The sequence below is a fragment of the Kribbella sp. NPDC002412 genome, from assembly GCF_053592935.1.
In genome coordinates, this window is record NZ_JBSFBL010000032.1 from 65,251 (window position 1) to 91,263 (window position 26,013).

Here is a 26,013-nt window from a genome sequence, read left to right on the forward strand (position 1 = left end):
CTGCCAGGTCGCGGTATCGGCGGCATCCCGTGTCCAAATCCTCAACGCAGCCTTAAACCGTGAGGCGCGCCTGCAGTGACTGCTGTGCGTCGAGTACTTCCATCCGCTTAGCCTAAGCGGATGGACACGGAGGCGTTCTTACGGCGGATCGGCATCAGCGAGTACGGCGGACCGCCCACGCTGGACGGGTTGTCGCGGCTGCACGAGGCCTTCGTGGACACCGTTCCGTACGAGACAGTGCAGTACCAGTTCGGCGAGGGCGGACCGCTGGAGCCGGAGGACGCCGCAAAGCGGATCATCGCGCGCGAGACGGGTGGCTACTGCTTTCAGCTCAACGGCACGTTCGCCCTGCTGCTGACCGAGCTCGGCTACCGGGTGGAGATGCACCGCGGCGGCGTGGAGACCCCGAACCGCCCCGGTGACGTCGATGCGAGCCACATGGTGCTCACCGTCACCGGCCTGGCCGAGGACCCGGAGCGGACTTGGCTGGCCGACGCCGGGCTCGGCGCCGGACTGGTGACGCCGCTGCCGCTCGAGGTGGGCAGCAGCGCCTACCAGGAACCGTTCCCGCTGCGGTTGCGCGCCTCCGAGAAGGTCGACGGCTGGCGGCTGGACCACGACCCGCGCAGCGGACTGATCGGCATGGACTTCGAGTCGGCCACGGTTGGGCTGGACGCCTTCGCTGCTCAGCACGCCAAGCTGTCGGCCGAGCCCGACTCCCCGTTCGTCCGGCTGGCGTCCGCCTTCCGCCGGAAACCGACCAGTGCCGTCGTCATGCGGTCGGTCGGTCTGACCGAGACGTTCGCCGACCGGGTGGACTCGACGATCATCGAGAGCCCGGCCGACTACTTCGCCGTACTGGCCGACGTGTTCTATCTGCCGCTTCCGCACTACGACGCGGGCCGCCGCGACCAGCTCTGGCGCCGGGTCTGGGCGCAGTACCAGGACTTCCTCGCCGCGCAGCAGTCAGGTGGCCAGGGCGAACAGGGTGCTGGGGAGGACTGAGAGGACGGCGGCGGTCGCCGCGCACAGCGAGATCATCGCGACGGCCGGCGACTCGATGTCGACCGAGAACGGGTCCTCGGCGGGCAGCCGGAAGAGCTCGGCGACCCAGCGGAGGTAGACGGCCAGGCCGATCATCACGTTGACCGCCATCACGATCGCGAGCCAGCCGAGGTGCGCGTCGATGACGGCCTGGAACGCGGCGAACTTGGTGAACAACCCGGCCAGGCCCGGCGGCAGACCGGCCAGCACGACCAGGAAGAAGATCAGCGCGACCGCGAGCCCCGGCTCGGAACGCACCATGCCGCGGTAGTCCGACAACAGCCCGCCCGGCCGGTGCCGCTGCACCACGGCGACCGATCCGAACGCGCCGAGCGTCACCACGACGTACGCCGCCAAGTACCCGACGACAGCCTGGGCGTCGCCGACCGCCAGCGGCGCGAGCAGGAAGCCGACCTGACCGATCGACGACCACGCCAGTAGCCGCACCGCCTCGACCTGGCGCAGCGCGGCCAGGTTGCCGACCGTCATCGTCACGGCGGCCAGTACGGCGACCACCGCCCGCAGATCCGATCCGTCCGGCGCGACCCCGGACGTCACCAGCACGAGCAGACCGGCGACACCGGCCGACTTCGACACCACCGCGAGGAACGCGGTCACCTCGACCGGCGCACCGACGTACGTGTCCGGAAGCCAGCCGTGGAACGGCACCGCGGCGATCTTGAACGCGAACCCGACGATCACGAACAGCCCGGCCGCGAAGGCGACCCGCTGCAGGTCCGGGTCGAGCCCGGACAACCGGTTCGCGATCGTGGTCACGTACAGCGAGCCGGTCACGCCGTACAGGTAGGAGATGCCGAACAGCATCACCGCGGTCGACAGCACCGACACCAGGAACGCCTTCAGCGCGCCTTCGGACCCGCGGCGGTCCCGGCGCAGCGCGACCATCGCGAAGCTCGGCAGCGACACGACCTCGAGGGCGATCACGACGGTGGCGAGATCACGCGCCCCGGCGAGGACGGTGGCGCCGGAGAGCGCGCTGAGCAGCAGGAAGTGGTACTCCCCGATCGGGATGTCCGCCGCCAGCAGCCGGTACGTCGACAGTCCGACGACCCCGAGTCCGCCGATCAGCAGCACCGCCCACAATCCCGCGGTCATCGGCTCGAACACCAGGCTGCACTCGGCCGGGCCCTCGACCGCCGACCGGCAGAACGCCGGCTTGAAGTCGTCTCGCTGCGCCCACACGAAGACCAGCCCGAACAGGATGACCGCCCCGGTCAGCAGCGTGACGAGCGTGTGCCGCAGCTGCGCCGACGCACTACGCCAGAACGCGTCGATCAGCAGCACGGCGACTGCACCGACCGCCAGGGCCAGCGGAACAGCGATCGCCTGCCAGTCGGTCCACGTAAGAGTCACAGGCTCCCCCATTGGTGCAGAAGGAGGCCGGGCCAGACGCCGAGCAGGACGGTCAGGACGATCAGCGGCGACCAGGCGATCAGTTCGATTCGGCTCAGGTCGACCGCGAACGCCGTGGCCGGGTGCTCGGCGGGGTCACCCTGGCAGAGGTTGCGGACCAGCCGGAGGAAGTACGCCGCGGTCAGCACGGTCCCGAGTCCGGCGATCACCATGAACACCAGGTAGGTTGCCCGCGGCAACACGTCGGCCGGGTCGTAGGCGCCGAGCAGGACGAGCATCTCGCCCCAGAACCCGGCCAGCCCGGGCAACCCGAGCGAGGCCAGGCAGGCGAACGTCAGCAGCGCACCGATCCGCGGCAGCCGGGCGTACAGCGCCCGTCCGATCGCCCGCAGGTCGCTGGTGTCGTGCCGGTCCTTGATCGCGCCGGCCAGGAAGAACAGCAGGCCGGTGATGATCCCGTGCGCGATGTTCGCGAACAGCGCCCCGCGCAGACCGGCCGGCGACAGCGTCGCGATCCCCAGCCCGATGAAACCCATGTGGCCGACGCTCGAGTACGCGATCAGCCGCTTCACGTCGGTCTGGGCCAGACACGCCAGCGACCCCGCGACGATCGCCACGGTCGAGAACCCGGCCAGGTACGGCGCGATCGTCACGGTCGCATCCGGCAGCACCGGGACCAGGATCCGGATCATGCCGTACGTGCCGAGCTTCAGCAGCACCCCGGCGAGCAGGACCGATCCGACCGTCGGAGCCTTCGCGTGCGCGTCCGGCAACCAGATGTGCAGCGGCCAGAGCGGCACCTTGACCGCCAGGCCGACCGCGATCAGCACGGCCGCGGCCAGCGGGACACCATGCCCGCCGAGCACCGGCGAGTTGGTCAGCCGGACGATGTCGAACGTCCCGGCCTGCCGGTAGACGAGCAGGAACCCGAGCAGCATCAGCGCCGAACCGAGCACGGTCATCAGCACGAACGTCGTCGCGGCCCGCTTGCGCCCGGCGCGGTCGTGCTCGTCACCCCAGATGTCGATGACCAGCCACATCGGGATCAGCACGATCTCGAAGCAGATGAAGAACAGCACCAGGTCCATCGCGGAGAAGGTGCCGATCACACCGGCCTCGATCACCAGCAGCAGCGCGATCAGCGACCGGGTCCGGCCGATCCGTGGCGTGATCCGCAACGAGTACAGGCAGCACAGGAAGGTCAGCAGCGCAGTCAGCACGATCAGCGGCATCGAGATCGAGTCCACCGCGACGTGGAAGCGCACCCCGAGCGCGGGAATCCACGGCACGTCGGTGACCGCCTGCAGCGGTCGGCCGTCATCGCCGAGCATCTCGTCCTGCAATGGCGTGTACGCGAACCAGCCTTCGGTCCGCGGCCAGAGCAGCAGCGACCCAACCAGCACGAGTCCGGAGATCACCGATCCATAGAGAGCGGCCAGCCGATCCCCGACCGCGGCCGGAACCGCCCACACCGCAAGGGCTGCGAGCAACGGCAGCGCCAGGATCCCCAGCAAGATCGCGTTCACGAGCCGATCACCCCAGCAAGCACAGCCAACGCAACGACACCGACGACAGCGGCCGTCAGGTAGGTCTGCACGTTTCCCGTCTGCAACAGCCGGAAGCCCTGCGACATCAGCGTCCCCGTTCGTCCGGTCGCCCGGACGTAGGCACCGATCACGTCCCGATCCCCCGCCACGGTCAGCCGCGCCAGCCACCGCGCCGGTACGGCGAACAGCCGGTGGTACAGCGGGTCGACACCGAACTCACGCTCCAGCACCACAGGCCGCGGATCCGCACCGCGGGACCACAGCGAGTACGCCGGGAGCCCGCCGAGCACGACCAGCGCTGTCGTCACCAGCGCGACGATCCAGTTCAGGTGGACGCCGTCGACGTACCCGAGAACGACCGAGGCGACCGCGAGCAGCACGAGCGGCGCCAGCATGATCCAGGGCGCGTCACGGAGCTTGGAGGTGTCGGGCTCCTCGAGATCGGCCATCGGGTCGTCGTCCTCGAAGGCGCCGAGCGCGCCGGCCAGCGCGGGCGTCCGGAAGAACACCCACAGCCACAACCGCACGCAGTAGAACGCGGTCAACGCCGCGGTCACGCACACCGAGACCAGCACGACCCATCCAACGACCGAACCGTCCTGCGCGTGATGCCAGGCCGCCTCGACCACCGCGTCCTTCGAGAAGAACCCGGCGAACCCGGGTACGCCGGCCAGCGCGGCGAGACCGACCGTCATCGTGGCGAACGTGACCGGCAGCGCCTTCCGCAGCCGGCCCTTCCTCGTGTAGCGACGCAGTACGACGAACGCCGCGCTGCCGACCTGGTGGAGCAGGACGCCGGCGCAGAGGAACAGCAGGCCCTTGAACGCGGCGTGGGTGACCAGGTGGAACAGCGCTGCGTGCCGGCCGTCCGCCGTACCCAAGGAGAGTGCGGAGAACATGATCGCCAGCTGGCTCACGGTCGACCAGGCGAGCACGCGCTTCACCTCGACCGCGGCCATCGCGCACAGCGCGGCGAACAGCATGGTCACCGAGGCGACGATCGCCAGCACGGTCATCGTGGTCTCGGAGGCCGAGAACAGGTCGTACAGGCGGGCGATCAGGAAGACGCCGGCGGCAACCATCGTCGCGGCGTGGATCAGCGCGCTGACCGGGCTCGGGCCGGGCATCGCGTCCGGAAGCCAGGTCTGCAACGGCACCTGGGCCGACTTGCCGACCACGCCGACCAGGAGCAGCAGCGTCCCGGTGGTCAGCACGTTCGGCGACAGCTGCCCGGGGTCGAGCTCGGAGATCCGGAACGTGCCGGCGCCGACACCGAGGACGAAGATGCCGAACAGGAAACCGACGTCGCCGAGCCGGGTCATCAGGAACGCCTTGACCGCGCCGGAGCGGGCGTCCCGGCGCTCCCAGTAGTGACCGATCAGCAGGTACGAGCAGGCGCCCATCACCTCCCACCCGATCAGCAGCAGGAACAGGCTGTCGGCGACGACGACCGTCACCATCGCCGCGGTGAACAGGGTGACGAGGGCGTGGTACGACGCCGGACGCTCGTGCAGGTAGCCGAGCGAGTACACCTGGACGCAGGACGCGATCACTCCGACGACCGCGAGCAGGAGCACGGTCAGGTCGTCGGTGCGTACGGCGAAGCCGATGGTGAGGTCGCCGATCGACGAGTTCAGGAAGCCGGTCTGGTCGGGGGCGGCGCCGTACAGCAGGCCGGCCATCAACACGACGAGCAGTGAGAATCCGACGCCGACCACGCGCCACAGGGTCGCGATCACGAGGCCGCGCCCTTCTCCTGCTCGACCAGATCCTCCTGCTCGGCCAGGTTGTCCCGCTCGACCAGGTCGCGGGCCGCGTCGGCGTCGACATGGCCGTGGCCGCGGAACAGCAGCAGCACGATCGCCAGGCCGAGCCCGATCTCGGCCGCGGCCAGCGTGATCACGAAGACCGCGAGCGTCTGGCCGGTCGCGAGACCGTCGAGCCGCCAGGCGTCGAACGCGACCAGGTTGAGGTTGACCGCGTTCAGCATCAGCTCGAACGACATCAGCAGGGTGATCGCGTTCCGCCGGGCGAGGACGCCGTACACACCGATGCAGAACAGCAGCACCGCCAGCAGCAGCGGAAGAACCAACGGCACGTCAGTCCTCCTTCTTGCGCTGGGACAGGGCGATCGCGCCGATCAACGCGGCCAGCAGGAGTACGGACAGCACTTCGAACGGAAGCACCCAGGTTTTGAACACCGCCGTACCGACGGCCTCGGCGGAGCCGTCCGGCACCGGGCCGATCTCCTCGTTGCCAAAGGCAATCACCACGCCGGTGCCGAGGAGCAGCGCCAGCACGCCGGCCACCACGGCGGCGAACGGGCTGCGGCTGGTGGTCAGGCTGGGCAGCGGGTTCGTCGGCGCCTTGGTCAGCATCAGCGCGAACAGGACGAGTACGACGATCGCCCCGACGTACACCAGGATCTGCACCAGCGCGACGAACTCGGCCCGCAGTGCGCCGAAGCAGCCCGCGATCGCGCCGAGGGCGACGACCAGCCAGAGCGCGGCGTGCACGATCCGGCGGGAGGTGACGACGATGACCGAGGCGATGAGGGCGACTGCGCCGGCAACACAGAAAAGTGCGGTCGTCACGCCTCACCCTCCGGGGCGGGCGTGACGGTCGGGCCGGGGTCGATCGGCTGCGGCGCCGGGACGGTCCACATCCAGTCGCGGAGCCGGTCCTTCTCGTGCGTCAGGTTCCGGATGTCGGTCTCGGCGTACTCGAACTCGGGCGACCAGAACAGCGCGTCGAACGGGCAGGCCTCGATGCAGATCCCGCAGTACATGCACAGGCTGAAGTCGATCGCGAACCGGTCCAGCACGTTCCGGCTGCGCTCCCGGGCCTGCTCACCGACCGACGGCGCGGTCTCGGTGTGCGAGTCGATGTAGATGCACCAGCTCGGGCACTCCCGGGCGCACAGCATGCAGGACGTGCAGTTCTCCTCCAGCAGCGCGATCACGCCCCGGGTCCGCGGCGGCAGCTCCGGCTGCACATCGGGGTACTGCTCGGTGACGGAACGGCGGGCCAGTGTCTTGGCAGTGACCTTCAGCCCCTCGATCAACCCCTTGCCAGGTACACCCACGCCTCCTCCTCCCGTCAGTAGAGACCCTGCTAGCAGGACACTAGTCGGTTCCGGCCCGATCCGGTGCGACCGAGGTCAGAGTTCCCGCTCCAGGCGAGCGGCAACCTGCCGGTACCGGCTGACCGGTACCAGGTGAACGCCGCTGAAGGCACCGGAGTCACGGATCTTCAGGACCAGCTCACACGCGTGGTCGACACCGGCATCCCGGTCCCGCTCGACCGCCTCGATCAGGGCGGCCGGGATGCTGAGCTGCTGCAGGGCCGCCAGGTTGTGGGCCATCTTGGTGCTCGCGAGCACCATGACTCCGGCGTACACGGGGATGTTCAGGTCGACGCTGTCCCGCCACCGCAGCAGCTCGTCCAGGTCGTAACTGACCTGCACGTAGAGGAAGTCAGCCTCGGCCTTCCACCGCGGCACCGGCCTCAGCCGGGTCGCGGCGCCGACCTGGAACGGGTTGCAGCCCGGGTACGACGTGTCCCGCGCCTGCTCGATCATCGTCCGGACGGTCAGCTGGCTGGTCCGGGCGCCCTCGGCCGGGTCGTCCCCGTGCACGAAGAGGAACTGCTCCACGCCGTACGCCGCCGCCGTCAGCAGATCCCGCCGGAAACCGAGCAGATTCCGGTCCCGCGAGTTCAGGCAGGCGATCCCCCGCGACCCCATCGCCTGCACCTCGTTCGCCACCGCCACACTCGACACCGTGGCGCGCCCGATGTGGTTGTCCGGGATCAGGAACGCGTCCGCGATCGGACTCATCACCCCGATCTGATGCCGAACCCGCTTCAAATCCGGCCGCGTAGGCGGCTCCACCTCACAAACCAACTCGAACATCACCCGACCCTACTGAACCCCCGCGCCCGGAAGGTGATGTCTCACCCACGCGTCCCAGTCGCCGACCCGTGCGAGTGGCTCCGAACTGGGGGCTTGGACAGGAACTGGCGGGGGAGAACCTGTTATTTCCTGTGCAAGCCCACGAGAAGCTGCTCAGACAGACCCCAGTACCTAGAGCTCGGTCAGGCGGGCTTCGAGGAAGGCTTGTTCGGCTTGGTTTGTGGTGAGGGATAGGGCTGCTTGGTAGGCGGTGCGGGCCTCGGCGGGGCGGTTCAGGCGGACCAGGAGGTCGGCTCGGATGGCGTGGAAGAGGTAGTAGGCGCCTAGGTCGAGGTCTTCGATCGCGGTGAGGGCTTCGGCGGGACCGTGGACTTCGGCGAGGGCTACGGCTCGGTTGAGGGCAACGACCGGGGTGGGGTCGAGGGTTAGGAGGTGGTCGTAGAGCTGGAGGATCTGCGGCCAGTCGGTGTCCGCGGCGGCCGGAGCGTCGGTGTGTACGGCGTTGATCGCGGCCTGCAGCTGGTACGGACCAGGCTGGTTGCGGCGTAGGCAGCGCCGTACCAGCTCGTGGCCTTCAGCGATCAACGACCGGTCCCACAGCCGGCGGTCCTGGTCGGACAGGCGAATGAGAGAGCCGTCGGCGGCGACTCGGGCGGGGCGGCGGGAAGCTTGCAGGAGCATCAGGGCGAGCAGGCCGACGGCCTCCGGTTCGTCGGGCATGAGCTCGACCAGGAGGCGGCCGAGGCGGATCGCCTCGGTGCACAGGTCGTCGCGGACGAGGGTTTCGCCGGACGAGGCGGCGTACCCCTCGTTGAAGATCAGGTAGACGACGGCCAGGACGCCGCGGACGCGTTCGGGGAGGTCGGCCTCGTACGGGACGCGGTACGGGATGCCGGCCGCGCGGATCTTCGCCTTGGCCCGGACCAGGCGCTGCGCCATCGTCGGCTCCGGCACCAGGAAAGCGTGGGCGATCTCGGCCGTGGTCAGGCCGCCGAGCATCCGCAGAGTGAGGGCGACCCTGACGTTGAGGGCGAGCGCCGGGTGGCAGCAGGTGAAGATCAGCCGGAGGCGGTCGTCGTGCACAGCGCCCTCCTCCACGAACTCGGCCTCGGCATGCAGCAGCGCCGCCTGGGCGTGCTTGTCCTCCCGCACCGACTCACGCCGCAGCCGGTCGATCGCGCGGTTGCGGGCGGTGGTGATGATCCACCCGGCCGGACTCGGCGGTACGCCGTTCGCCGGCCACTTCTCCACCGCCGCCGCGAACGCGTCCTGGACCGCGTCCTCCGCGATCTCCAGGTCGCCGAACACGCGCGTGAGTACGGCGACCGCCCGCCCGTGCTCGGCCCGGAACACCCCCGCGATGTCGACCGTCACGTCACGAACGGCCGAACCTCGACGGACAAGTTCTTCAGCACCTTCGCCAGCCGCCGCCCCCAGGTCAGCGCGGCATCCAGGTCCTCGACCTCGATCACCGTGAACCCGCCCAGATGTTCCTTCCCCTCGGTGAACGGCCCATCGGTCACCAGCACCTCGTCCCCCGACGCCTTCAGCACCGTCGCGGTCTCCGGCGGATGCAACCCGGCCGCGAACACCCACACGCCCGCTGCCTGCATCTCCTCGTTCAACGCACCCAACTCACGCATCACCGGCTCGAGAAACTCCGGCTCCGGCGCCGGCCCGTCCGGCTGATAAATGCTGAGCAAGTACTGGTTCATACCCACCTCCGACGAGAGTCCTTGCACTCCCTACACGAACACCCCCACCCCACATCGACAGGCAACAACACAGTAGTTACCAACCACCAACCCCGGTAGCAGCTCCACGCCTGCGCGGACCTCCCCCCGCCGGCCCGTCCCCCTTGAGCTGCACTCCGCCGGCTCCCCGATCCACAGCCGCCCAGAGCAGGCAGCCGAAGACAGCCACCGCGCAGCGGCGTCCCTTCCCCGCCCCAACCCGACGACAGCTGTCCGCCCATCACAGCAACCGGTGCCACGGTCCGCGGCACCGCGGCAGGCGGGCCGACAGGTCAGCCACCGCGCAGCGGGTGCTTTGCTCGCGCCTGCTCAGCGCGTACGCGGGCCGGCCGGAGGACGGCCGCCAGCCCGGCGAGCATCGCCCGTCCACAGCTGACCGACGACCACAGCAACCGGTGCCACGGTTCGCGCTGCCGCCGCAGGCGGCCGATAGACAGCCGCCGCGCAGCGGTGTCCTTTGGTCACCCCGCATCAACAGGCAGTCGCACGGTGATTTCCAGGCCACCGCCTTGCCGAGGTTTCGCTTCGACGGTTCCGTTGTGGGCTTCGGCGACGGAGCGGACGATCGAGAGACCGAGGCCGGCGCCTTTGCCGCCGACCAGGCGCTCGGTGCCCAGGCGGTAGAAGGGCTTGAAGAGGGACTCGACCTCGTACGGCGGGATGTCAGGGCCGGTGTTGGTGACGGTGATCTGGGCGTGGTCGCCGACCGTCTTGCTGACGACGCGGACCCAGTGGCCGGCCGACTCGGACCGCCACGCCATCACATTCGGCGATTTCTCGCCGTCACCCGCCTGGCCGTCCGGCGGCGCCTCGGTTGTGATGGCCTGGCGGTCCGTGTTGTGCCGAATGCCGTTCTCGACGAGGTTGTGCACCAGCCGCTCCAGCAGCAGGGCGTCGCCGCGGGTGGGAGCGTCGCCGGGGCCGCGGATCAGCTCGACGCCGGAAGCCGACGCCTCGGCGGAGAGTTGGCCGGCGACGTGGGTGACGATGTCGCCGAGGTTGACCGGGTAGACCGTGGTGAGCTGTTTCTCGGAGTCGGCCAGGATCAGCAGCCCGTCGATGAGTTGTTCGTGCCGGGCGTTGATCGTGAGCAGGCTCTCGCCGAGCTCCTTCACGTCCGCGGATGCGGTACGGCGGTGCATCGCCACCTCGACCAGGGCACGCCCGAGGGTGAGCGGCGTACGCAGCTCGTGCGACGCGTTGGCGACGAACCGGCGCTGGCCGTCGAAGGAGTGGTCCAGCCGCTCGACCATGGTGTCGAAGGCGTCGGCCAGGTTCTTCACCTCGTCGTCAGGCCCGCTCAGCGCGATCCGCTCGTGCAGGGCTGCCGGTGACGCGGCGATGCGCCGTGCGGTGTCGGTGACGCGGTGCAGGGGCGCCAGCACGCGTCCGGCGACCAGCCAGCCGAAGCCTGCGGCCAGTCCGCCGACCACGACCAGCGCGATGCTCCCCTGGGTGAGCAGGGACTTGGTCGCGGCTCGCCGTACCTGTTCCCGCTGCTCCTGGATGACCTGCTCGGCGGCTGGACCGGTCAGGGTGTCGCCGTCCTTGTTCAGCACGAAGAGCTGGTTGGGGGGTTTGGGCGTCGCTCCAGGACCGCTGCTGTGATACGTCCCCTGCACCAGCACCCGGTAGCCCCCGGTGAGGTTGTTGCTGAACAGCAGGTACGTCACCCCGAGCAGCAGCACCCCAGCGACCAGAAACAGGCCGCCGTAAATCAGGGTCAGCCGCCCGCGCAGCGTCAGCCGCTTCACGGGATGCGGTAGCCGACGCCGGTGACGGTCTCCACCAGCCCCGGCTCCCCCAGCTTCCGCCGTAGCTTCAGGATGGTCAGCCGGACCGCCCCGGTGAACGGATCCACGTGCTCGTCCCATGCCTTCTCCAGCAGTTGTTCGGCCGAGACGGTCGCGCCGTCGGCTCGCAGCAGTTCCGCCAGTACGGCGAACTCCTTCTTGGACAGTGGTACGTACCGACCGTCCCGGAACACCTCGTGCCGCGCCGGATCCAACGTCACTCCGGCACGACGCAGTACGGGCGGATCAGCCGGCCGGCTCCGCCGCCCCAGCGCGAGCACCCGAGCCGCCAGCTCGGCAAACGCGAACGGCTTGGTCAGGTAGTCGTCCGCACCCAGCGCAAGCCCGAAGACCCGGTCGGTGACCGCGGCTGCGGCGGTCAGCATCAGCACCCGCGTGGCCGACCCGGACTCCACCAGCCGCCGGCACACCTCGTCGCCGTGAACGACCGGAATGTCGCGGTCCAGCACGAGTACGTCGTACTCGTTCACCGCCAGCCGTTCCAGCGCGGAGCCGCCGTCGCCGGCCACGTCGACGGCATGTGAGTCGTCCCGCAACCACTCCGCGATCGCTGCCGCCAGCAACGGTTCGTCCTCGACCACCAGCACACGCACGCCTTCCATGATCCCCGACGCGCGTGTTTCCTCCGTGTTATCGGGCTCGGAAACGGCAGCGAAACGGCTCGCGGCGAAGGCTGGGCGGCCAGAACCGATCCCAAGGAGATGTGTGATGCGCAAGACCACTCTGGCCGCGGCCGCGCTGGCGGCCGTCGTCCTGCTGACCGGCTGCGGCTCGGAGGAGCCCGACAACCAGGTGGCGTCCGGCAGCGGGGCCCAGGCGCAGGCGACCGCGCCGAGCAACACGCCGAGCCTGAGCCGGGACGAGATGGCGATCAAGTTCACCCAGTGCCTGCGCGAGCAGGGCCTGAACGTGCCGGACCCCGAGCCGGGCAAGGGCCCGATGCTGAAGTTCGACCGGAACTCCGGCGTCACGCAGGAGAAGGTCCAGCAGGCGATGGAGGCGTGCAAGGAGTTCAACCCGCAGGGCCAGGCCGGACCCAACCCGCAGCAGGAGGAGAACGGCCGCAAGTACGCCGTTTGCATGCGGGAGAACGGCGTGGAGAAGTTCCCGGACCCGAAGCCGGGCCAGCGCGGCATCATGATCGGCCCGGGCGTCGCCGACGACCCCGACTTCCAGAAGGCGCAGGACGCCTGCCAGAGCATCCTGGCGGGTAACTGATGCGCCGAGCACTGACCGCTGTGGTCGTCCTGGCTGCCGGAGGGGCAGCGAGCGCCTTCCTGGTGAACCGCGGCGACACCAGCCAGGCAGCGGACCAAGCTGCCGTCGCACTCCCCGTCAACACCACCAAGGTCACCCAGCAGACCCTGAAGGACACCGAGGAAGCCGACGGCGAGCTCGGCTTCGGTACGACGTCCGCCGCGGTCAACCGCACCGCCGGCACGATCACCGCCGTACCGGACAGTGGGCAGGAGCTGAAACGCGGCGAGACCGTCTACAGCGTGGACAACAAGCCCACGACGCTCCTGTACGGCGCACTGCCGGCCTACCGGCGACTGCTGGACGGCAGCGAAGGACAGGACGTCCTGCAGCTCGAGCAGAACCTCAGTGCGATGGGCTACACCGGCTTCACTGTCGACGACGAGTACACCGACGCCACGGCCGAGGCTGTCGAGGAGTGGCAGGAGGACCTCGGCCTGGACGAGTCCGGGATCGTCGAGCTGGGCAGTGTGCTGTTCGCGCCGGGCCACATCCGGGTGGACAGCGTGGCGGTCCAGGAGGGCGCGCCGCTCGGCCCGAACCAGAACGTCCTCACCTACACCGGCACCACGAAGGCCGTCACGGTCCAGCTGGACGCCGCGGACCAGCGGCTCGCGAAGCCGAAGTCGAAGGTCGACGTCACGCTGCCCGACGGCAAGGTCGTACCGGGCCGGGTGGAGAAGGTGTCGACGGTGATCATCCCGGCCGAGAGCCAGGACAAGGACCCGGAGACCAAGGTCGAGGTGATCGTTGCCGTCGACAACCAGAAGGCGGTGGCCGCCTGGGCGCTGGCGTCGGTCGACGTCACGTTCACCGCGTCCGAGCGCAAGAACGTGCTGACCGTCCCGGTGGCCGCCCTGGTCGCGCTGCGGGAAGGCGGCTTCGGCGTCGAGGTCAGCGACGGTACGGCGTCCGGCTACGTGCCGGTCAAGACCGGCCTGTTCGCGAACGGGCAGGTCGAGATCAGCGGCGCCGGGATCAAGGCCGGCACCGTGGTGGGGATCCCGAAGTGATCGAGCTGACCGAGGTGACCAAGGTGTACCCGGGTGGCGTCGCGGCCCTCGGCGGGGTCAGCCTGCGGATCGGCCGCGGCGAACTGGTCGCGATCGTCGGGCCGTCCGGCTCGGGCAAGTCGACGATGCTCAACGTCCTCGGCACGCTGGACCGGCCGACCTCGGGCACCGTCCGGATCGACCGGTACGACGTCGCCCGCCTGTCCGACTCGGGTCTGTCCGCGCTGCGGGCGACCCGGATCGGCTTCGTCTTCCAGCAGTTCCACCTGGCCTCCGGCGTCCGTGCGCTGGACAACGTGGCCGACGGGCTCCTCTACTCCGGACTCCGCCCGTCGGTACGGCGGAAGCGCGCGGCCGCGGCCTTGGAGCGGGTCGGCCTCGGCCACCGGATGGACCACGAACCGCACGAGCTCTCCGGCGGCGAGCGGCAACGCGTCGCCGTGGCCCGGGCGGTCGCGGGCGAACCCGCCGTACTGCTGGCCGACGAGCCGACCGGAGCGCTGGACTCGGCCTCCGGCGCCGGTGTGATGCAGTTGCTGCGCGATCTGCACGCGAGCGGTACGACGGTCGTCATCATCACGCACGACCGGGACATCGCGGCATCGCTCCCCCGCCAGGTCCGGATGCGGGACGGCCGGATCATCGAGGAGGTGCACGTATGAGCGGCGAGCTGAAACCGGCGAAGCTCTGGCCTAGGGATGTCGTCCGGGTCGGGGCGGTCGGGTTGCGCACCCGGCCGATGCGGGCCTTCCTGTCCGCGCTGGGGATCGCGATCGGGATCGCCGCGATGGTCGCGGTGGTCGGCATCTCGTCCTCGTCGCGGGCCGAGCTGGACAACCAGCTCGATGCCCTCGGCACCAACCTGCTGACCGTGGCGCCGGGCACCCGGCTGACCGGCGAACAGGCGCAGCTGCCGCTGACCGCGGAGGCGATGGTCGGCCGGATCCGCCCGGTCCGGGCGCAGTCGGCGGTCGGCCGGGTGGACGACGTGCCGGTGTACCGCAGCGACAAGATCCCGGACGTCGAGACCAACGGGATCATCGCGTACGCCGCCCGGACCAACCTGCTCGACACGATCAGCGCGACCGTGCGGAGCGGCAAATGGCTCGACGCGGCGACCGGCCGCTACCCGGCGACCGTGCTCGGGGCGAGCGCCGCCGAACGGCTGGGCATCACCAAGGCGAGCCCGGACACCCAGGTGCTGATCGGCAACAAGTGGTTCACCGTGCTCGGCATCCTCGAGCCGGCCGCGCTGGCTCCCGAGCTGGACAGTGCCGCGCTGATGGGCTGGCCGGCCGCGGACACCACGCTCGACTTCGACGGGCATCCGACGACCATCTACACCCGGTCGGACGACGCGCAGGTGGAGTCGGTGCGGTCGGTGCTCGGGGCAACGGCCAACCCGGAGGCGCCGAACGAGGTCGAGGTGTCGCGGCCGTCGGACGCGCTCGCCGCCAAGCAGGCCGCGGGTGAGGCGTTCACCGGGCTGCTGCTCGGCCTCGGCGCGGTCGCGCTGCTCGTCGGCGGGGTCGGGGTCGCGAACATCATGGTGATCTCGGTGCTGGAACGCCGGGCGGAGATCGGGTTGCGGCGCTCGCTCGGCGCGACCCGCGGTCAGATCCGGACCCAGTTCCTGACCGAGTCGCTGCTGCTGTCCGCACTCGGCGGCGTCGGCGGGGCGCTGCTCGGATCCGCGGTCAGTGCGGGCTACGCGTCGTACCAGAACTGGCTCACGGTGATTCCGCTGTGGGCGCTGGCCGGCGGCATCGCGGCCACGCTGGTGATCGGCGGGCTGGCCGGCCTCTACCCCGCGGTCCGCGCCTCCCGGCTCTCGCCGACCGAAGCGCTGGCGACCCCTTAGAAGATGGTGACCCCGATGCCGGTGAGCGCGAGCTGGAGCAGCGCCACCGGCACGAGGCCCTGCCAGGCCAGCTTCTGCAGCTGGTCGGCGCGCAGCCGCGGGAACGAGACCCGCACCCAGATCACCACCACCGACACGAACGCGATCTTCAGGATCGACCAGATCCAGCCGATCGAGTCCGGGCCCGGCCCGCTCCAGCCGCCGAGGAACAGCACCGTGGTCAGGCCGGCCAGGATGACGATGCCGGCGTACTCGGCGAGCAGGAACATCGCGAACCGCAGGCCGGTGTACTCGGTGTACGGCCCGAAGATCACCTCGGAGTCGGCGACCGGCATGTCGAACGGCGGCCGCTGGAGCTCGGCCAGGCCGGCGATGAAGAACACGACCAGGCCGGGCAGCTGCCAGAGCAGCCACCACGGGTTCCACGCCTCCGCGATGCCGGTCAGGCTCAGCGAACCCGCCGCCACCGCGACGCTCGCCGCGGAGAGCACGAACGGCAGCTCGTAGCTCATCAGCTGGGCGGCGACCCGGAGCCCGCCGAGCAGGCTGTACTTGTTGCCGCTGCCCCAGCCCGCCATCAGCGAGCCGAGGACGCCGATGCTCATCACGGCCAGCACGAAGAACAGCCCGGAGTCGAGGTCCGCGCCGACGATGCCGGGCGCCAGCGGGATGGCGGCGATCGCGGCCAGGTACGGCAGGATCGCGACGATCGGGGCCCACTCGAACACCCGCCGGTCGGCGGCCGCCGGGACCACGCTCTCCTTCTGCACGAACTTCACGCCGTCCGCGACCAGCTGCGCCCAGCCGTGGAAGGCGCCCGCGTACATCGGGCCGAGCCGCGACTGCATGTGGGCCATCACCTTGTGCTCGGCCTGACCGACCAGCAAGGGCGCCACCAGGAAGGCGACGATGACGCCGACCACCCGCACCACGAACTCGACCATGACGGCACCCTACCGACTCCGGCTTGACCTCAACCAACGTTCAGGTCGAAGGCTGTGGACATGGAGATTCAGAAGACCACCGTCCTCGTCACCGGAGCGACCGGGCGGGTCGGCCGCCACGTCGTCGCCGGACTGCGCGCAGCCGGCGTCCACGTCCGGGCCTTGGTCCGTACGCCGGAAGCCGCCAACCTCCCGCCGGACGTCGAGCTCGTCCAAGGCGACATCTACGACCCATCAGCAGTACGGCGTGCCGCGACCGGCGCGGACGCCGCCTTCCTCCTGTGGCCGTCGTACAGCGCCGACGGAGCGGAGCCGATCGTCGCCGAGCTCCCGCCGCGTGTGGCGTTCCTGTCGTCCTTGAACGCGGCCGCCGGTGGGATGTGGGGCGATGTCGAGGGGCTGCTGCGCAAGGCGGGCAAGGACTGGACGTTCGTCCGGCCGGGCGGGTTCGCGGTCAACGCGCAAACATGGGCGGACGAGTTCCGAAGCGGCGACGTCGTCCGGCTACCGTCCCCGCAGGCCGGCCGTTCCCTGATCCACGAGCGTGACATCGCCGCGGTCGCCGTACTTAGTCTGCTGAGCGACCATCACATCGGGCAGACGTATGAAGTGACCGGCCCCGAGGTCCTCACGCAGACCGAGCAGGTGCAGACCATCGCGCAAGCCATCGGCAAGAACATGCGGGTCGAGGAGCTCACAGCCACAGACGCCCGCCAAGCCATGCTCAACCAAGGCGCCGACCCGGCCCTCGCCGACTCCGCCGTCACCTACTGGGCTTCACTCGTCGCCAACCCCGAGCCCGTGACGCCCACAGTCGCCCAGCTCACCGGCCGGCCCGCGCTCACCTTCGCGGAGTGGACCGAGGAGCACGCGGCCGAGTTCCGAGCTTGATGTCATCAGATATCGAGTAGGAGGTGACGCCATGAGTGACGTTCTCATTCGCGATGTCCCGGACGAAGTGCTCTCGGTTGTCGACCACCGAGCCGCCGGCCTGGGACTGTCCAGGAGCGAGTATCTGCGCCGGCTGCTCAGCCAGGAGGCCGGGCGCTCGGAGGTCGCCGTGACGGCTGCCGATCTGGAGCGATTCTCGAACCTGGCCCGCGATCTGGACGACCCTGACGTCATGGACCAGGCCTGGTCATGACGCCGACCGTCGACTCCCGGCGCTGGCTGATCGACAAGTCGGCCCTGGTGCGCCTGAGCACGGCTCCCGATCGGGAGGAATGGGCGAACCGCATCAACCGCGGCCTCGTGCACATCACCACCATGACCTTGCTCGAGGTGGGCTTCTCGGCCCGATCCGCGGACGAACACCGGCATCTCCTGCAGCAGCCGCCCGTCGCCGCAATGCCGGTAGAGAATGCATCCCCGGCGATCGAGCGCCGCGCCATCGTCGTGCAGTCGCAACTCGCATCTGCCGGCCAGCATCGAGCGCCTTCAGTGGCAGACCTGCTGATCGTCGCGACGGCGGAGCAGACCGGCTTGGTCCTACTTCATGTGGACAAGGAATTCGAACTCATCGCCGACCTCACCGGACAGCCGACTGAGCGACTCGCTCAGGCCTGACTCAGCGGCAATTGAAACCAGCCGCGCCAACTCCGCCGGGGTTGGATCACGACTCGGGCTCGGCCGCGGGTGGCTGCTCGGTTGCCGGCGGCGGGGCTTCGGTTTGTTTGCGGGGGCGGCGGTCGGCGGCGGCTCGGCGTGGGCGGGCCGGGGTGGACGCGGCCTGGGCCGGGGCCAGCGGGTCCGGGTCGGGTGAGCCGGGTGGTCGTGGACCCCAGGTCTCGGGGTCGGGCACACCGGGCGGCAAGGTGCGGCGGCGGCTCGGGGCGCCGTGTGAGGGAGCGTGGTCGGACTCGCCGGGCTCCTTCGCGCCGGGCCAGGGCTTGGCGACGCGAGAGGCGAGCACGAACTCCTTGCGCAGCGGGTTGCCCTCGAAGCCGTCCGGCAGCAGCAGCGGGATCAGGTTCGGGTGGTCGGTGAACGTGATGCCGAACATCTCGTGCGTCTCACGCTCGTGCCAGTTGGCCCCGGCGTACAGGCCGGACAAGGACGCGAGGGTCGGCTGGTCCCGCGGGACGAGCGTCCGGACCAGAACGTGCTCGACGTGCGACCCGCCCCAGAAGTCGGCCAGGTGCGACACCACCCGGAACCCGTCGGTGAGCTCGTCGTTCGCGGTCAGGAAGTCGAAGAACGTCAGGCCGACCGCGTCCCGCAGCACCTCGTGCGCCGCCACCCACGACTCCGCCGGCACGTCGATCGCCGTCGGGCCGAAGCTCTCGGCCTGGGTCGCGGCGATCCCGGCGCCGGTCAGCGTGTCGAGGGCGTCGGCGCTCAAGGCGTCACCAGGCCGCGGGTCAGCGCCGCCGCGGACGGCTCGTCGTACCGGCTCGGCAGGTTCTCGCCGGCGATCTTCTCCTGGAGCTTGAGGATGCCCTGCAGCAGCGCCTCCGGCCGCGGCGGGCAGCCGGGCACGTACACGTCGACCGGGATGATCTGGTCGACGCCCTTGGTCACGCAGTAGGAGTCCCAGTACGGGCCGCCGGAGTTCGAGCAGGAGCCGAACGAGATCACGTACTTCGGCTCCGGCATCTGGTCGTAGAGCCGCTTGATGGCCGGCGCCATCTTGTCCGTGACGGTGCCGGACACCACCATCAGGTCGGCCTGCCGCGGCCCGGGCGCGAACGGGATCACGCCGAGCCGGATGAAGTCGTGCCGGCCCATCGACGCGGCGATGAACTCGATCGCGCAGCAGGCGAGGCCGAAGTTGAACACCCAGAGCGAGTACTTGCGGCCCCAGTTCAGCAGGTACCGGACCGGCTCGGGGGCGAGCTTGGCCAGCGCGCCAACGTCCGGCCGCACGATCGGCAACGGCAGGTCGGTCTGGGCCATGCCGACAGCCTAGTGCGCCGCGGCGAGGATCGCCCGCAAACCCCGTTGACCGGTCGGTGAGCGCGGTCCTACCGTGATTGAACAGGACTGAACAGGTTCGTTCGGGTTGGAGACGGCATGGCCGATCAGCTTGAGGTGCGGGGACCGGAGTCGCGGGCGCTCGCGGTGGAGAGCAACGGGCTGAACGTGATCGCGGACGAGGAGCGGAAGGGCCGGCCCAGCCAGCTGTTCTGGCCGTGGTTCGGGGCGAACGTGTCGGTGCTCGGGCTGAGCTACGGCGCCTTCGCGCTCGGCTTCGGCATCTCGTTCTGGCAGGCGCTGGTGGCCGGCGTGGTCGGCATCGTGTTCTCGTTCCTGCTCTGCGGGCTGGTCTCGCTGGCCGGCAAACGCGGTTCGGCGCCGACGATGGCGCTCAGCCGGGCCGCGTTCGGTGTCCGGGGCAACAAACTGCCGTCGTTGGTGTCGTGGGTGCTGACCGTCGGCTGGGAGACCGTGCTGACCATCCTCGCGACGCTGGCCACCGCGACCGTGTTCGAGCGCCTCGGCTGGGGCGGCGGCACCGTGACGAAGGTGGTCGCGCTGGTCGTGGTCGGCGTGCTGATCGTCGCCTGCGGGGTGCTCGGCTTCGACCTGATCATGCGGGCGCAGGCCGTGATCACCGTCGTCACCGGTGTCCTCACGATCGTCTACATCCTGCTGGTCGCCGACCAGATCAGCTGGAGCACGGTGTCCGGGCTGCCGAGCGGGTCGAGCCAGCAGCTGATCGGCGCGCTGGTGTTCCTGATGACCGGCTTCGGCCTCGGCTGGGTGAACCTGGCCGCCGACTACTCCCGGTACCTGCCGCGCGACTCGTCCGGCGCCGCTGTGGTCGGCTGGACCACGTTCGGAGCCTCGATCGCGCCGGTGATCCTGTTCGGCTTCGGTCTGCTGCTGGCCGGCTCGTCGACGGACCTGAGCGACGCGATCGCCGCCGACCCGATCGGCGCGCTCGCGGAGGCGTTGCCGACCTGGTTCCTGGTGCCGTTCGTGATCGTCGCCGTACTCGGCCTGGTCGGCGGCGCCGTCCTCGACATCTACTCGTCCGGCCTGGCCCTGCTGTCCGTCGGCCTGCCCGCACCCCGGTACGTCGCCGCGCTCATCGACGGCGTGGTGATGATCGCCGGCACCGTCTACGTGGTCTTCTACGGCGACGAGTTCCTGGCCGAGTTCCAGGGCTTCCTGATCACGCTCGGCGTCCCGGTCGCGGCCTGGTGCGGCATCATGCTCGCCGACATCGCGTCCCGCCGCCGCGACTACGACGACGCCGACCTGTTCGACCCCCGCGGCCGGTACGGCGACGTGCGCTGGCTGCCCGTGATCACCATGGTCGTTGCCACCGGCATCGGCTGGGGCCTGGTCACGAACACGCTGGCGTCCTGGCTGACCTGGCAGGGGTACCTGCTCGAGCCGTTCGGCCTGGGCGGCAAGGAAGGCGACTGGGCGTTCGCGAACCTGGGTGTGCTGTTCGCCCTGGTCGCCGGCTTCGTCGTGCAGCTGGCCGGCGGGAGGTCCGCCGTACGCAAGCAGGAGAGGATGGATTGATGGCGCCGGTGCTCGCGCTGATCGACCTGCAGAAGATCTTCGCGGCCCCGGACTCGGGGTGGGCCGCGCCGGACTTCCAGCGGGTGCTGAAACCCACCAAGCGGCTGATCGAGATCCTGTCGCCGCAGGTGATCTTCACCCGGTTCGTCGCTCCCGAGAAACCAGTCGGTTCCTGGGCGACGTACTACGAGCTCTACCCGTTCGCGCTGCAGCCGCCCGATGCGGACGACTACCAGCTCGTCGACGAGTTCAAGGGGGCGCCGACGCTGGACAAGACCACCTTCGGCGCGTGGGGGCCCGAGCTGGCCGAGCGGGTCGGCGCGGGCGGTCACCTGGTCCTGGCCGGGGTGACCACCGACTGCTGCGTGCTGACCACGGCGCTGGCCGCGGTGGACGCCGGGGTGTACGTCCAGGTGGTCGAGGACGCGTGTGCCGGCGCCGACGAGGTGAGCCACCGGAACGCGATCGACATCATGCGGCTGTACTCGCCGATGCTGGAGATCGTCACCGTCGACCAAGTCCGCGCCCTGAACCAATGAGCCGCCGATGGCCGGGATCTCGCTGAAGCACGAACGCGTCGCCGCCGTTTTGGCCCGGGAGATCCGGTCCGGCCTGGTACGGCGGGGTGCGCAACTGCCCGGTGAGGTCGAGCTGGCCCGGCGCTTCGCGGTCAGCCGGAACACGGTCCGCTCGGCGCTCGCCGTACTGGCCGAGGACGGGCTGATCACCACCCGGATCGGCAAGGGGTCGTTCGTGCTGTTCGACGGGCGGCCGCTGGACGGCCGGCTCGGGTGGACGCACGCGCTGGCCGAGCAGGGCGTCGAGACCCGGCTGCGGACGCTGAAGATCGCGCTCGAGCCGGACCCGGAGCTGGCCGGCCGGCTCGGACTGCCGTCGCCGTACGTGATCGTGATCGAGCGGCTGCGGCAGCTCGTGGACGGCGCGGCGATCTCGATCGAACGCAGCCGGCTCCCCGCGCTGGAGTCCCTGCGCGAACTGCCCGAACACGGGCTCGAGAACGACTCGATCGCAGCCACGCTGCACAGCGCCGGGTTGCACCTCGACCACTGTGAGCAACGCCTCCGCGGCCGCCCGCTGGACCCCGTGGAAGCCGAGCTTCTGCGTCGCCCGGTGGGGACTTGGTTCCTGCACTCCGAGCGGACCAGCTGGACCGCGGACGACCGGTTCGCCGAGTACGCCGACAGCCTGCTGGACCCCGAACACTTCGAACTGAGTCTGAGCTTCGGCATCTAAGGCGTCCGGGCCTGCGGCACTAGGGAGTTGTGCCGATGTGGCGGCCTACCTCACGGGAGCACTGTCGTGCCATCGACAAGCTCCCGGAGGACATCATGTTCCTGTATTCCCCCGACTCGGTGCAGGCCGAGATCAAGTACCGCCAGGACCGCGTGAAGCGCGACTTCCAGCGCCCGATCTGGTTCCGGCGCAAGCCCAAGCAGCAGGCTCCCGAGCCCTGCGCGCCGGAGCTCCGCGCCCGCCCCGCGATGTAGCCGGAATCCGGCGCCCTAGGCACCTACTAGGCACCCCTAGGACCTCCTAAGGCCCCTCAGGTCTCCCGGATAGGGAGGAGTTCCGATGTGCCGGACCACCTCAGACGAGCAGATTGAAGGCATCGGCAAGGAGCCGATCGAAAACCAGGAGGAACAGATGTTCACGAACGACTCGGTCAAGGCAGAGGTCGACTACCGCAAGGAGCGCCTGAGCCGCGACTTCCGCAAGACCCGGACCACCCGCACCCGCCGGCACCTGTTCGGCAAGAAGGCTTGAGGGGAGGCACACCATGTCCATGTTCATGACACCGGAATCAGTCCAGGCGGAGACCGCCTACCGGCAGGAGCGGATCACCCGCGAGTTCCGCCGGAGCACCCGCCGGGAGCGCACCGAGCAGACGCAGCGGCCGGAGCCGCGGCACGCTCGCCGGGCCCTCCGACCCACAACTGCGGCATGACCGCCGAGACCGCCGTCTCTGACTCGAAAGCACTGGTCAGGGACGGCGTTTTCGTTGCTGGTGGCGACCAGCGGAAGGGATGCCGTCGATTTGTGTCGGCTCCAGGGGCGAAGATGGACGACGTGCCCTGGACTTCGACACCTCTCGTCGGCCGCTCTGCCGAGATGGCCGCCCTGCTCAGCGCCGTCGACGACGCCAAGACGCGTCGCGCCGGCGCCGTCCTGCTGTCCGGTGACGCCGGCGTCGGCAAGACCCGGCTGCTGGACGAGGTGGCCACCGGCGCGCACGAGCGCGGTTTCGGCGTCCTGGTCGGGCACTGCACCGACTTCGGCGACGCCGGCCTGCCGTACCTGCCGTTCACGGAGATCTTCGGCCGGCTGGCCGGCGACCGGCCGGACCTGGTCGAGAGCGTGCTCACCAACTTCCCGGCGATCGGCCGGCTGCTGCCAACGCACCGGCTGATCGGCGCCCAGCCGGTGCCGCAGGAGGGCCAGCTGGACCGGGCCGCCCTGTTCGACGCCGTCCTCGGCGCGTTCACCGCGCTGTCCACCAGCGAGCCGCTGCTGGTGATCATCGAGGACGCGCACTGGGCCGACGACTCGACCCGGGACCTGATCGGTTTCCTGATCACCCGGCTGACCGCGCAACGGCTGACGCTCGTCGTCTCGTACCGCAGTGACGACCTGCACCGGCGGCACCCGCTGCGCCGCCCGATCGCCGAGTGGTCCCGCAACCCCCGTGTCCGCCGGGTCAGCCTGCTCCCCCTGGACGCCGACGAGTCCCGCACCCTGCTGAACTCCCTGCTCACCGAACCGCTGCCGGAGACCGAGGTCCGCCGCATCCTCGACCGCGCCGGCGGGAACGCGTTCTTCACCGAGGAGCTGGTCGCCGCGGCCTCGATGGGTGACGGCGAGGCGGTGCCGCCGGACCTGGCCGACCTGCTGCTCGTCCGGCTCGACCCGCTGTCGGACGACGCCCGCCAAGTGGCCCGGGTGATCGCCGTGGCCGGTCGGCGCGTCCCGCACGATCTGCTGACCGCAGTCGCTGGGCTGCCCGAGCGGGAGCTCGACATCGCGCTGCGTGAGCTCATCGACGCGCACATCATCGACGTACCGGCCAACGACCGCTACTACTTCCGCCACGCACTGCTTGCGGAGGCCGTGTACGACGACCTGCTGCCAGGCGAGCGAGTCCGGCAGCACGCGGCGTACGTGCAGGCGCTGAAGGACCAGACCGTCTCCGGGACGGCGGCCGAGCTTGCCGGGCACGCCACGCGGTCGCACAACCTGGCCGAGGCGTTCGACGCGCGGGTCCGGGCCGGCGAGGAGGCGATCTCGGTCGCCGCGCCGCAGGAAGGGCTGAAGCACTACGAGCTGGCCCTGGAGCTGTTCCCGAACCGGGCGCCCGAGAGCACCATCGACAAGATCTGGCTGATCGTGCAGACCGCGACCGCCGCGACCCTGTCCTCGCAGCACCTGCGGGCCGTGAAGCTGCTCCGCAAGGCGCTCGCCGAGCTGCCCGCGGACGCGCCGAGGCTGCAGCGGGCCCAGCTGCTGCTGCCGCTGGCCGACATCGCGCTGATCATCGACCAGGACCAAGAGGCGAACGAGGCGATCTCGCAGGCGCTCAAGCTGGTCAACGACGAGCCGGCCAGCGTGTTCAAGGCACAGGTCGCTTCGCTCTATGCCCGGGTCTCCGACGCGTTGGGCCGGCCGATGGAGGCCGAGCGCTGGGCGTTGCGGGCGCTGGAGATCGCCCGCGAGGCCGGGCAGGAGTCCGCGATGGGCGACGCCGGGATCACCCTGGCCGTGCTGCGCCGGCGGGCCGGCGACCCGATCGGCGCCGTACGTCAACTGGAGGAGGCCGCCGTCCGGGCGCAGTTGGCGGGCGACGCGGCGGCGGAGATCCGGAGCCGGTTCCTGCTCGGTTCGACGCACTACGACCAGGGCGACCTGCAGGCCGCCAAGGCTGCCCTCGTGTTTGCGACCCAGCGGGCCCGCGAGCTGGGCAGGCAGTGGGCTGCGTACGGCTTCGACGCGCGGCGGATGCTCGGGCTGACCCAGTTCGTCCTGGGTGAGTGGGACGAGGCGGCCGCGACGGCGCGGACGGACTCGATGACGCCGAACGCCTCCGCGGCGGCGCTGCGCGCGGTGGAGTTCGCCGTACGGAGTGGTCGTGGTGACAGCTCGGTGGCCGAGGAGCTGGAGCGGCTGCGGAAGTGGTGGGAGCTCGACGTGATGCTGCCCATCATCGGCCTGCAGCCGGCGGTGGACGCCTACCTCCAGCTGGACCAGCCGGCGGACGCGGAGAAGCTGATCTCCGACGTGTCCACGCTGTGTTCCGACGTGTTCCAGATGGAATGGTTCATGGCGCGGATCCGGTTCTCGGCGCTCTGGCTGCAGGTGCTGTGTCACCGGGCCGTGGGTGAGCCGACCGCGGCGAAGGACCTGGTGGAGAAGGGTGCGGAGTTGCTCGCGGCCGGCCACGCGACGGCTGAGAAAGGCTTGCCGCCCGGTCGGTTGATGGGTGTCGAGGGTCTGGCCTGGCTGGCGCGGCTGGAGGCGGAGTGGGAGCGGCTGCGGTGGCTGGCCGGGATCGATCCGCCGACACCGGAGGAGCACGTGTCCGTCTGGGAGCGGACGGTGGACGCGTTCGGGTACGGCTACACCTTCGAGCAGGCGTGGTCACGGGTGCGGTTGTCGGCTGCGCTCCGGGCGGCCGGTCGGGTCGCGGAGGCGAACGAGCAGGCAGCGCTGGCCGCCGACGTCGGGCGTGAGCTGGCGTCGAAGCCGCTGCTCGACGAGATCGGCGGGGTGGAGTCCGGTGGCGGGGCGAGCAGCCTGACGTCGCGGGAGACCGAGGTGCTGGCGCTGCTGGCCGAGGGGCGGACCAACCGGCAGTTGGCGCGGGAGCTGTACATCAGCGAGAAGACGGTCAGCGTGCACGTCTCCAACATCCTGGCCAAGCTCGGCGTCCGTTCCCGGACCGAGGCCGCGGCGGTCGCCCGCCGCGACGGCTTGCTGGACTGATCGTTGCGGCGGCCACGGGTC

At 70.1% G+C, this 26,013-nt stretch carries 28 protein-coding genes and 1 pseudogene; 15 read left to right on the top strand and 14 right to left on the bottom strand.

The window, feature by feature from the left end; genetic code table 11:
- The first annotated feature begins 120 nt into the window (after positions 1 to 120).
- Positions 121 to 1,005 (top strand): arylamine N-acetyltransferase family protein, encoded by an 885-nt coding sequence (locus tag ACWCOV_RS24725; protein WP_449831662.1) that lies wholly within the window; start codon positions 121 to 123, stop codon positions 1,003 to 1,005.
- On the opposite strand, the gene ACWCOV_RS24730 is transcribed toward ACWCOV_RS24725, so the two are convergent.
- The 11 genes and pseudogenes from ACWCOV_RS24730 to ACWCOV_RS24780 form a co-directional block, all read right to left on the bottom strand.
- Positions 967 to 2,418 (bottom strand): NADH-quinone oxidoreductase subunit N, encoded by a 1,452-nt coding sequence (locus ACWCOV_RS24730; RefSeq protein ID WP_449831663.1) that lies wholly within the window; start codon positions 2,416 to 2,418, stop codon positions 967 to 969. The genes ACWCOV_RS24725 and ACWCOV_RS24730 overlap by 39 nt on opposite strands.
- The gene (locus ACWCOV_RS24735; protein WP_449831664.1) at positions 2,415 to 3,944 is read right to left on the bottom strand and encodes a complex I subunit 4 family protein; all 1,530 of its coding nucleotides are present in this window, start codon (positions 3,942 to 3,944) and stop codon (positions 2,415 to 2,417) included. The genes ACWCOV_RS24730 and ACWCOV_RS24735 overlap by 4 nt, the downstream gene beginning before the upstream one ends.
- Positions 3,941 to 5,704, bottom strand: a complete 1,764-nt coding sequence (locus ACWCOV_RS24740) for an NADH-quinone oxidoreductase subunit 5 family protein (protein ID WP_449831665.1) — start codon at positions 5,702 to 5,704, stop codon at positions 3,941 to 3,943. Before ACWCOV_RS24740 ends, ACWCOV_RS24735 begins: the two co-directional genes overlap by 4 nt.
- Positions 5,701 to 6,063, bottom strand: coding sequence for an NADH-quinone oxidoreductase subunit NuoK (nuoK, locus tag ACWCOV_RS24745; RefSeq protein ID WP_449831666.1), 363 nt, complete (start codon positions 6,061 to 6,063; stop codon positions 5,701 to 5,703). Before nuoK ends, ACWCOV_RS24740 begins: the two co-directional genes overlap by 4 nt.
- 1 nt (position 6,064) lies before the next feature.
- Entirely contained in the window at positions 6,065 to 6,559 is a 495-nt protein-coding gene (locus tag ACWCOV_RS24750) for an NADH-quinone oxidoreductase subunit J family protein (protein WP_449831667.1), read from the bottom strand.
- 140 nt (positions 6,560 to 6,699) lie between these two features.
- Positions 6,700 to 6,891, bottom strand: a pseudogene (locus tag ACWCOV_RS24755) (4Fe-4S binding protein); the annotation flags it as partial.
- A 234-nt stretch (positions 6,892 to 7,125) separates the two neighbouring features.
- Positions 7,126 to 7,803, bottom strand: a complete 678-nt coding sequence (locus ACWCOV_RS24760; protein WP_449831668.1) for a methylenetetrahydrofolate reductase — start codon at positions 7,801 to 7,803, stop codon at positions 7,126 to 7,128.
- A gap of 246 nt (positions 7,804 to 8,049) precedes the next feature.
- Positions 8,050 to 9,252: an RNA polymerase sigma factor gene (locus tag ACWCOV_RS24765; RefSeq protein ID WP_449831669.1), complete on the bottom strand. Its 1,203-nt coding sequence runs from the start codon at positions 9,250 to 9,252 to the stop codon at positions 8,050 to 8,052.
- Positions 9,249 to 9,593 carry a YciI family protein gene (locus ACWCOV_RS24770; protein ID WP_449831670.1) on the bottom strand — a complete coding sequence of 115 codons (345 nt, stop codon included), beginning with the start codon at positions 9,591 to 9,593 and terminating at the stop codon, positions 9,249 to 9,251. The genes ACWCOV_RS24765 and ACWCOV_RS24770 overlap by 4 nt, the downstream gene beginning before the upstream one ends.
- Positions 9,594 to 10,093: 500 nt before the next feature.
- On the bottom strand, positions 10,094 to 11,386 hold the full coding sequence (locus ACWCOV_RS24775; RefSeq protein ID WP_449831671.1) for a sensor histidine kinase: 1,293 nt from the start codon (positions 11,384 to 11,386) through the stop codon (positions 10,094 to 10,096).
- The gene (locus tag ACWCOV_RS24780) at positions 11,383 to 12,039 is read right to left on the bottom strand and encodes a response regulator transcription factor (protein ID WP_449831672.1); all 657 of its coding nucleotides are present in this window, start codon (positions 12,037 to 12,039) and stop codon (positions 11,383 to 11,385) included. Before ACWCOV_RS24780 ends, ACWCOV_RS24775 begins: the two co-directional genes overlap by 4 nt.
- A gap of 115 nt (positions 12,040 to 12,154) precedes the next feature.
- Between ACWCOV_RS24780 and ACWCOV_RS24785 the strand changes: the two genes are divergently transcribed.
- Genes ACWCOV_RS24785 through ACWCOV_RS24800 form a run of 4 tightly spaced genes read left to right on the top strand, consistent with a single transcriptional unit; the run spans position 12,155 to position 15,577 of the window.
- Entirely contained in the window at positions 12,155 to 12,664 is a 510-nt protein-coding gene (locus tag ACWCOV_RS24785) for a hypothetical protein (RefSeq protein ID WP_449831673.1), read from the top strand.
- The gene (locus tag ACWCOV_RS24790) at positions 12,664 to 13,716 is read left to right on the top strand and encodes a peptidoglycan-binding protein (RefSeq protein WP_449831674.1); all 1,053 of its coding nucleotides are present in this window, start codon (positions 12,664 to 12,666) and stop codon (positions 13,714 to 13,716) included. The genes ACWCOV_RS24785 and ACWCOV_RS24790 overlap by 1 nt, the downstream gene beginning before the upstream one ends.
- On the top strand, positions 13,713 to 14,378 hold the full coding sequence (locus ACWCOV_RS24795; protein WP_449831675.1) for an ABC transporter ATP-binding protein: 666 nt from the start codon (positions 13,713 to 13,715) through the stop codon (positions 14,376 to 14,378). Before ACWCOV_RS24790 ends, ACWCOV_RS24795 begins: the two co-directional genes overlap by 4 nt.
- Positions 14,375 to 15,577, top strand: a complete 1,203-nt coding sequence (locus tag ACWCOV_RS24800) for an ABC transporter permease (protein WP_449831676.1) — start codon at positions 14,375 to 14,377, stop codon at positions 15,575 to 15,577. Before ACWCOV_RS24795 ends, ACWCOV_RS24800 begins: the two co-directional genes overlap by 4 nt.
- Here ACWCOV_RS24800 and ACWCOV_RS24805 read toward each other — a convergent pair.
- Positions 15,574 to 16,521 carry a complex I subunit 1/NuoH family protein gene (locus tag ACWCOV_RS24805; RefSeq protein WP_396387134.1) on the bottom strand — a complete coding sequence of 316 codons (948 nt, stop codon included), beginning with the start codon at positions 16,519 to 16,521 and terminating at the stop codon, positions 15,574 to 15,576. The two genes, ACWCOV_RS24800 and ACWCOV_RS24805, sit on opposite strands and share 4 nt — an antisense overlap.
- A 60-nt stretch (positions 16,522 to 16,581) precedes the next feature.
- Between ACWCOV_RS24805 and ACWCOV_RS24810 the strand changes: the two genes are divergently transcribed.
- From ACWCOV_RS24810 to ACWCOV_RS24820, 3 genes are read left to right on the top strand one after another with little or no spacing between them, the layout of a single operon-like run.
- On the top strand, positions 16,582 to 17,412 hold the full coding sequence (locus tag ACWCOV_RS24810) for an SDR family oxidoreductase (protein ID WP_449831677.1): 831 nt from the start codon (positions 16,582 to 16,584) through the stop codon (positions 17,410 to 17,412).
- 31 nt (positions 17,413 to 17,443) lie between these two features.
- Entirely contained in the window at positions 17,444 to 17,665 is a 222-nt protein-coding gene (gene vapB / locus ACWCOV_RS24815) for a type II toxin-antitoxin system VapB family antitoxin (protein ID WP_449831678.1), read from the top strand.
- Positions 17,662 to 18,087, top strand: a complete 426-nt coding sequence (locus ACWCOV_RS24820) for a PIN domain-containing protein (protein ID WP_449831679.1) — start codon at positions 17,662 to 17,664, stop codon at positions 18,085 to 18,087. Before vapB ends, ACWCOV_RS24820 begins: the two co-directional genes overlap by 4 nt.
- A 46-nt stretch (positions 18,088 to 18,133) precedes the next feature.
- Here the strand turns inward: ACWCOV_RS24820 and ACWCOV_RS24825 are convergent, their stop codons facing one another.
- Together ACWCOV_RS24825 and ACWCOV_RS24830 are read right to left on the bottom strand one after the other, a co-directional pair.
- A complete protein-coding gene (locus ACWCOV_RS24825; protein ID WP_449831680.1) occupies positions 18,134 to 18,862 on the bottom strand; it encodes an NADH-quinone oxidoreductase subunit C in 729 nt (242 codons plus the stop codon).
- The gene (locus ACWCOV_RS24830; RefSeq protein WP_449831681.1) at positions 18,859 to 19,416 is read right to left on the bottom strand and encodes an NADH-quinone oxidoreductase subunit B; all 558 of its coding nucleotides are present in this window, start codon (positions 19,414 to 19,416) and stop codon (positions 18,859 to 18,861) included. The genes ACWCOV_RS24825 and ACWCOV_RS24830 overlap by 4 nt, the downstream gene beginning before the upstream one ends.
- Positions 19,417 to 19,533: 117 nt before the next feature.
- Between ACWCOV_RS24830 and ACWCOV_RS24835 the strand changes: the two genes are divergently transcribed.
- From ACWCOV_RS24835 to ACWCOV_RS24865, 7 genes are all read left to right on the top strand, one after another.
- Positions 19,534 to 20,997, top strand: a complete 1,464-nt coding sequence (locus ACWCOV_RS24835; RefSeq protein ID WP_449831682.1) for a purine-cytosine permease family protein — start codon at positions 19,534 to 19,536, stop codon at positions 20,995 to 20,997.
- Positions 20,997 to 21,536 carry a cysteine hydrolase family protein gene (locus ACWCOV_RS24840; protein ID WP_449831683.1) on the top strand — a complete coding sequence of 180 codons (540 nt, stop codon included), beginning with the start codon at positions 20,997 to 20,999 and terminating at the stop codon, positions 21,534 to 21,536. The genes ACWCOV_RS24835 and ACWCOV_RS24840 overlap by 1 nt, the downstream gene beginning before the upstream one ends.
- Positions 21,537 to 21,543: 7 nt before the next feature.
- The gene (locus ACWCOV_RS24845; protein WP_449831684.1) at positions 21,544 to 22,251 is read left to right on the top strand and encodes a GntR family transcriptional regulator; all 708 of its coding nucleotides are present in this window, start codon (positions 21,544 to 21,546) and stop codon (positions 22,249 to 22,251) included.
- 95 nt (positions 22,252 to 22,346) lie between these two features.
- Positions 22,347 to 22,505: a hypothetical protein gene (locus ACWCOV_RS24850; RefSeq protein WP_449831685.1), complete on the top strand. Its 159-nt coding sequence runs from the start codon at positions 22,347 to 22,349 to the stop codon at positions 22,503 to 22,505.
- A gap of 85 nt (positions 22,506 to 22,590) precedes the next feature.
- The gene (locus ACWCOV_RS24855) at positions 22,591 to 22,782 is read left to right on the top strand and encodes a hypothetical protein (protein WP_449831686.1); all 192 of its coding nucleotides are present in this window, start codon (positions 22,591 to 22,593) and stop codon (positions 22,780 to 22,782) included.
- Between the two features lie 13 nt (positions 22,783 to 22,795).
- Positions 22,796 to 22,963 carry a hypothetical protein gene (locus ACWCOV_RS24860; RefSeq protein ID WP_449831687.1) on the top strand — a complete coding sequence of 56 codons (168 nt, stop codon included), beginning with the start codon at positions 22,796 to 22,798 and terminating at the stop codon, positions 22,961 to 22,963.
- Between the two features lie 113 nt (positions 22,964 to 23,076).
- On the top strand, positions 23,077 to 25,992 hold the full coding sequence (locus ACWCOV_RS24865; protein ID WP_449831688.1) for a helix-turn-helix transcriptional regulator: 2,916 nt from the start codon (positions 23,077 to 23,079) through the stop codon (positions 25,990 to 25,992).
- Positions 25,993 to 26,013: the final 21 nt, after the last annotated feature.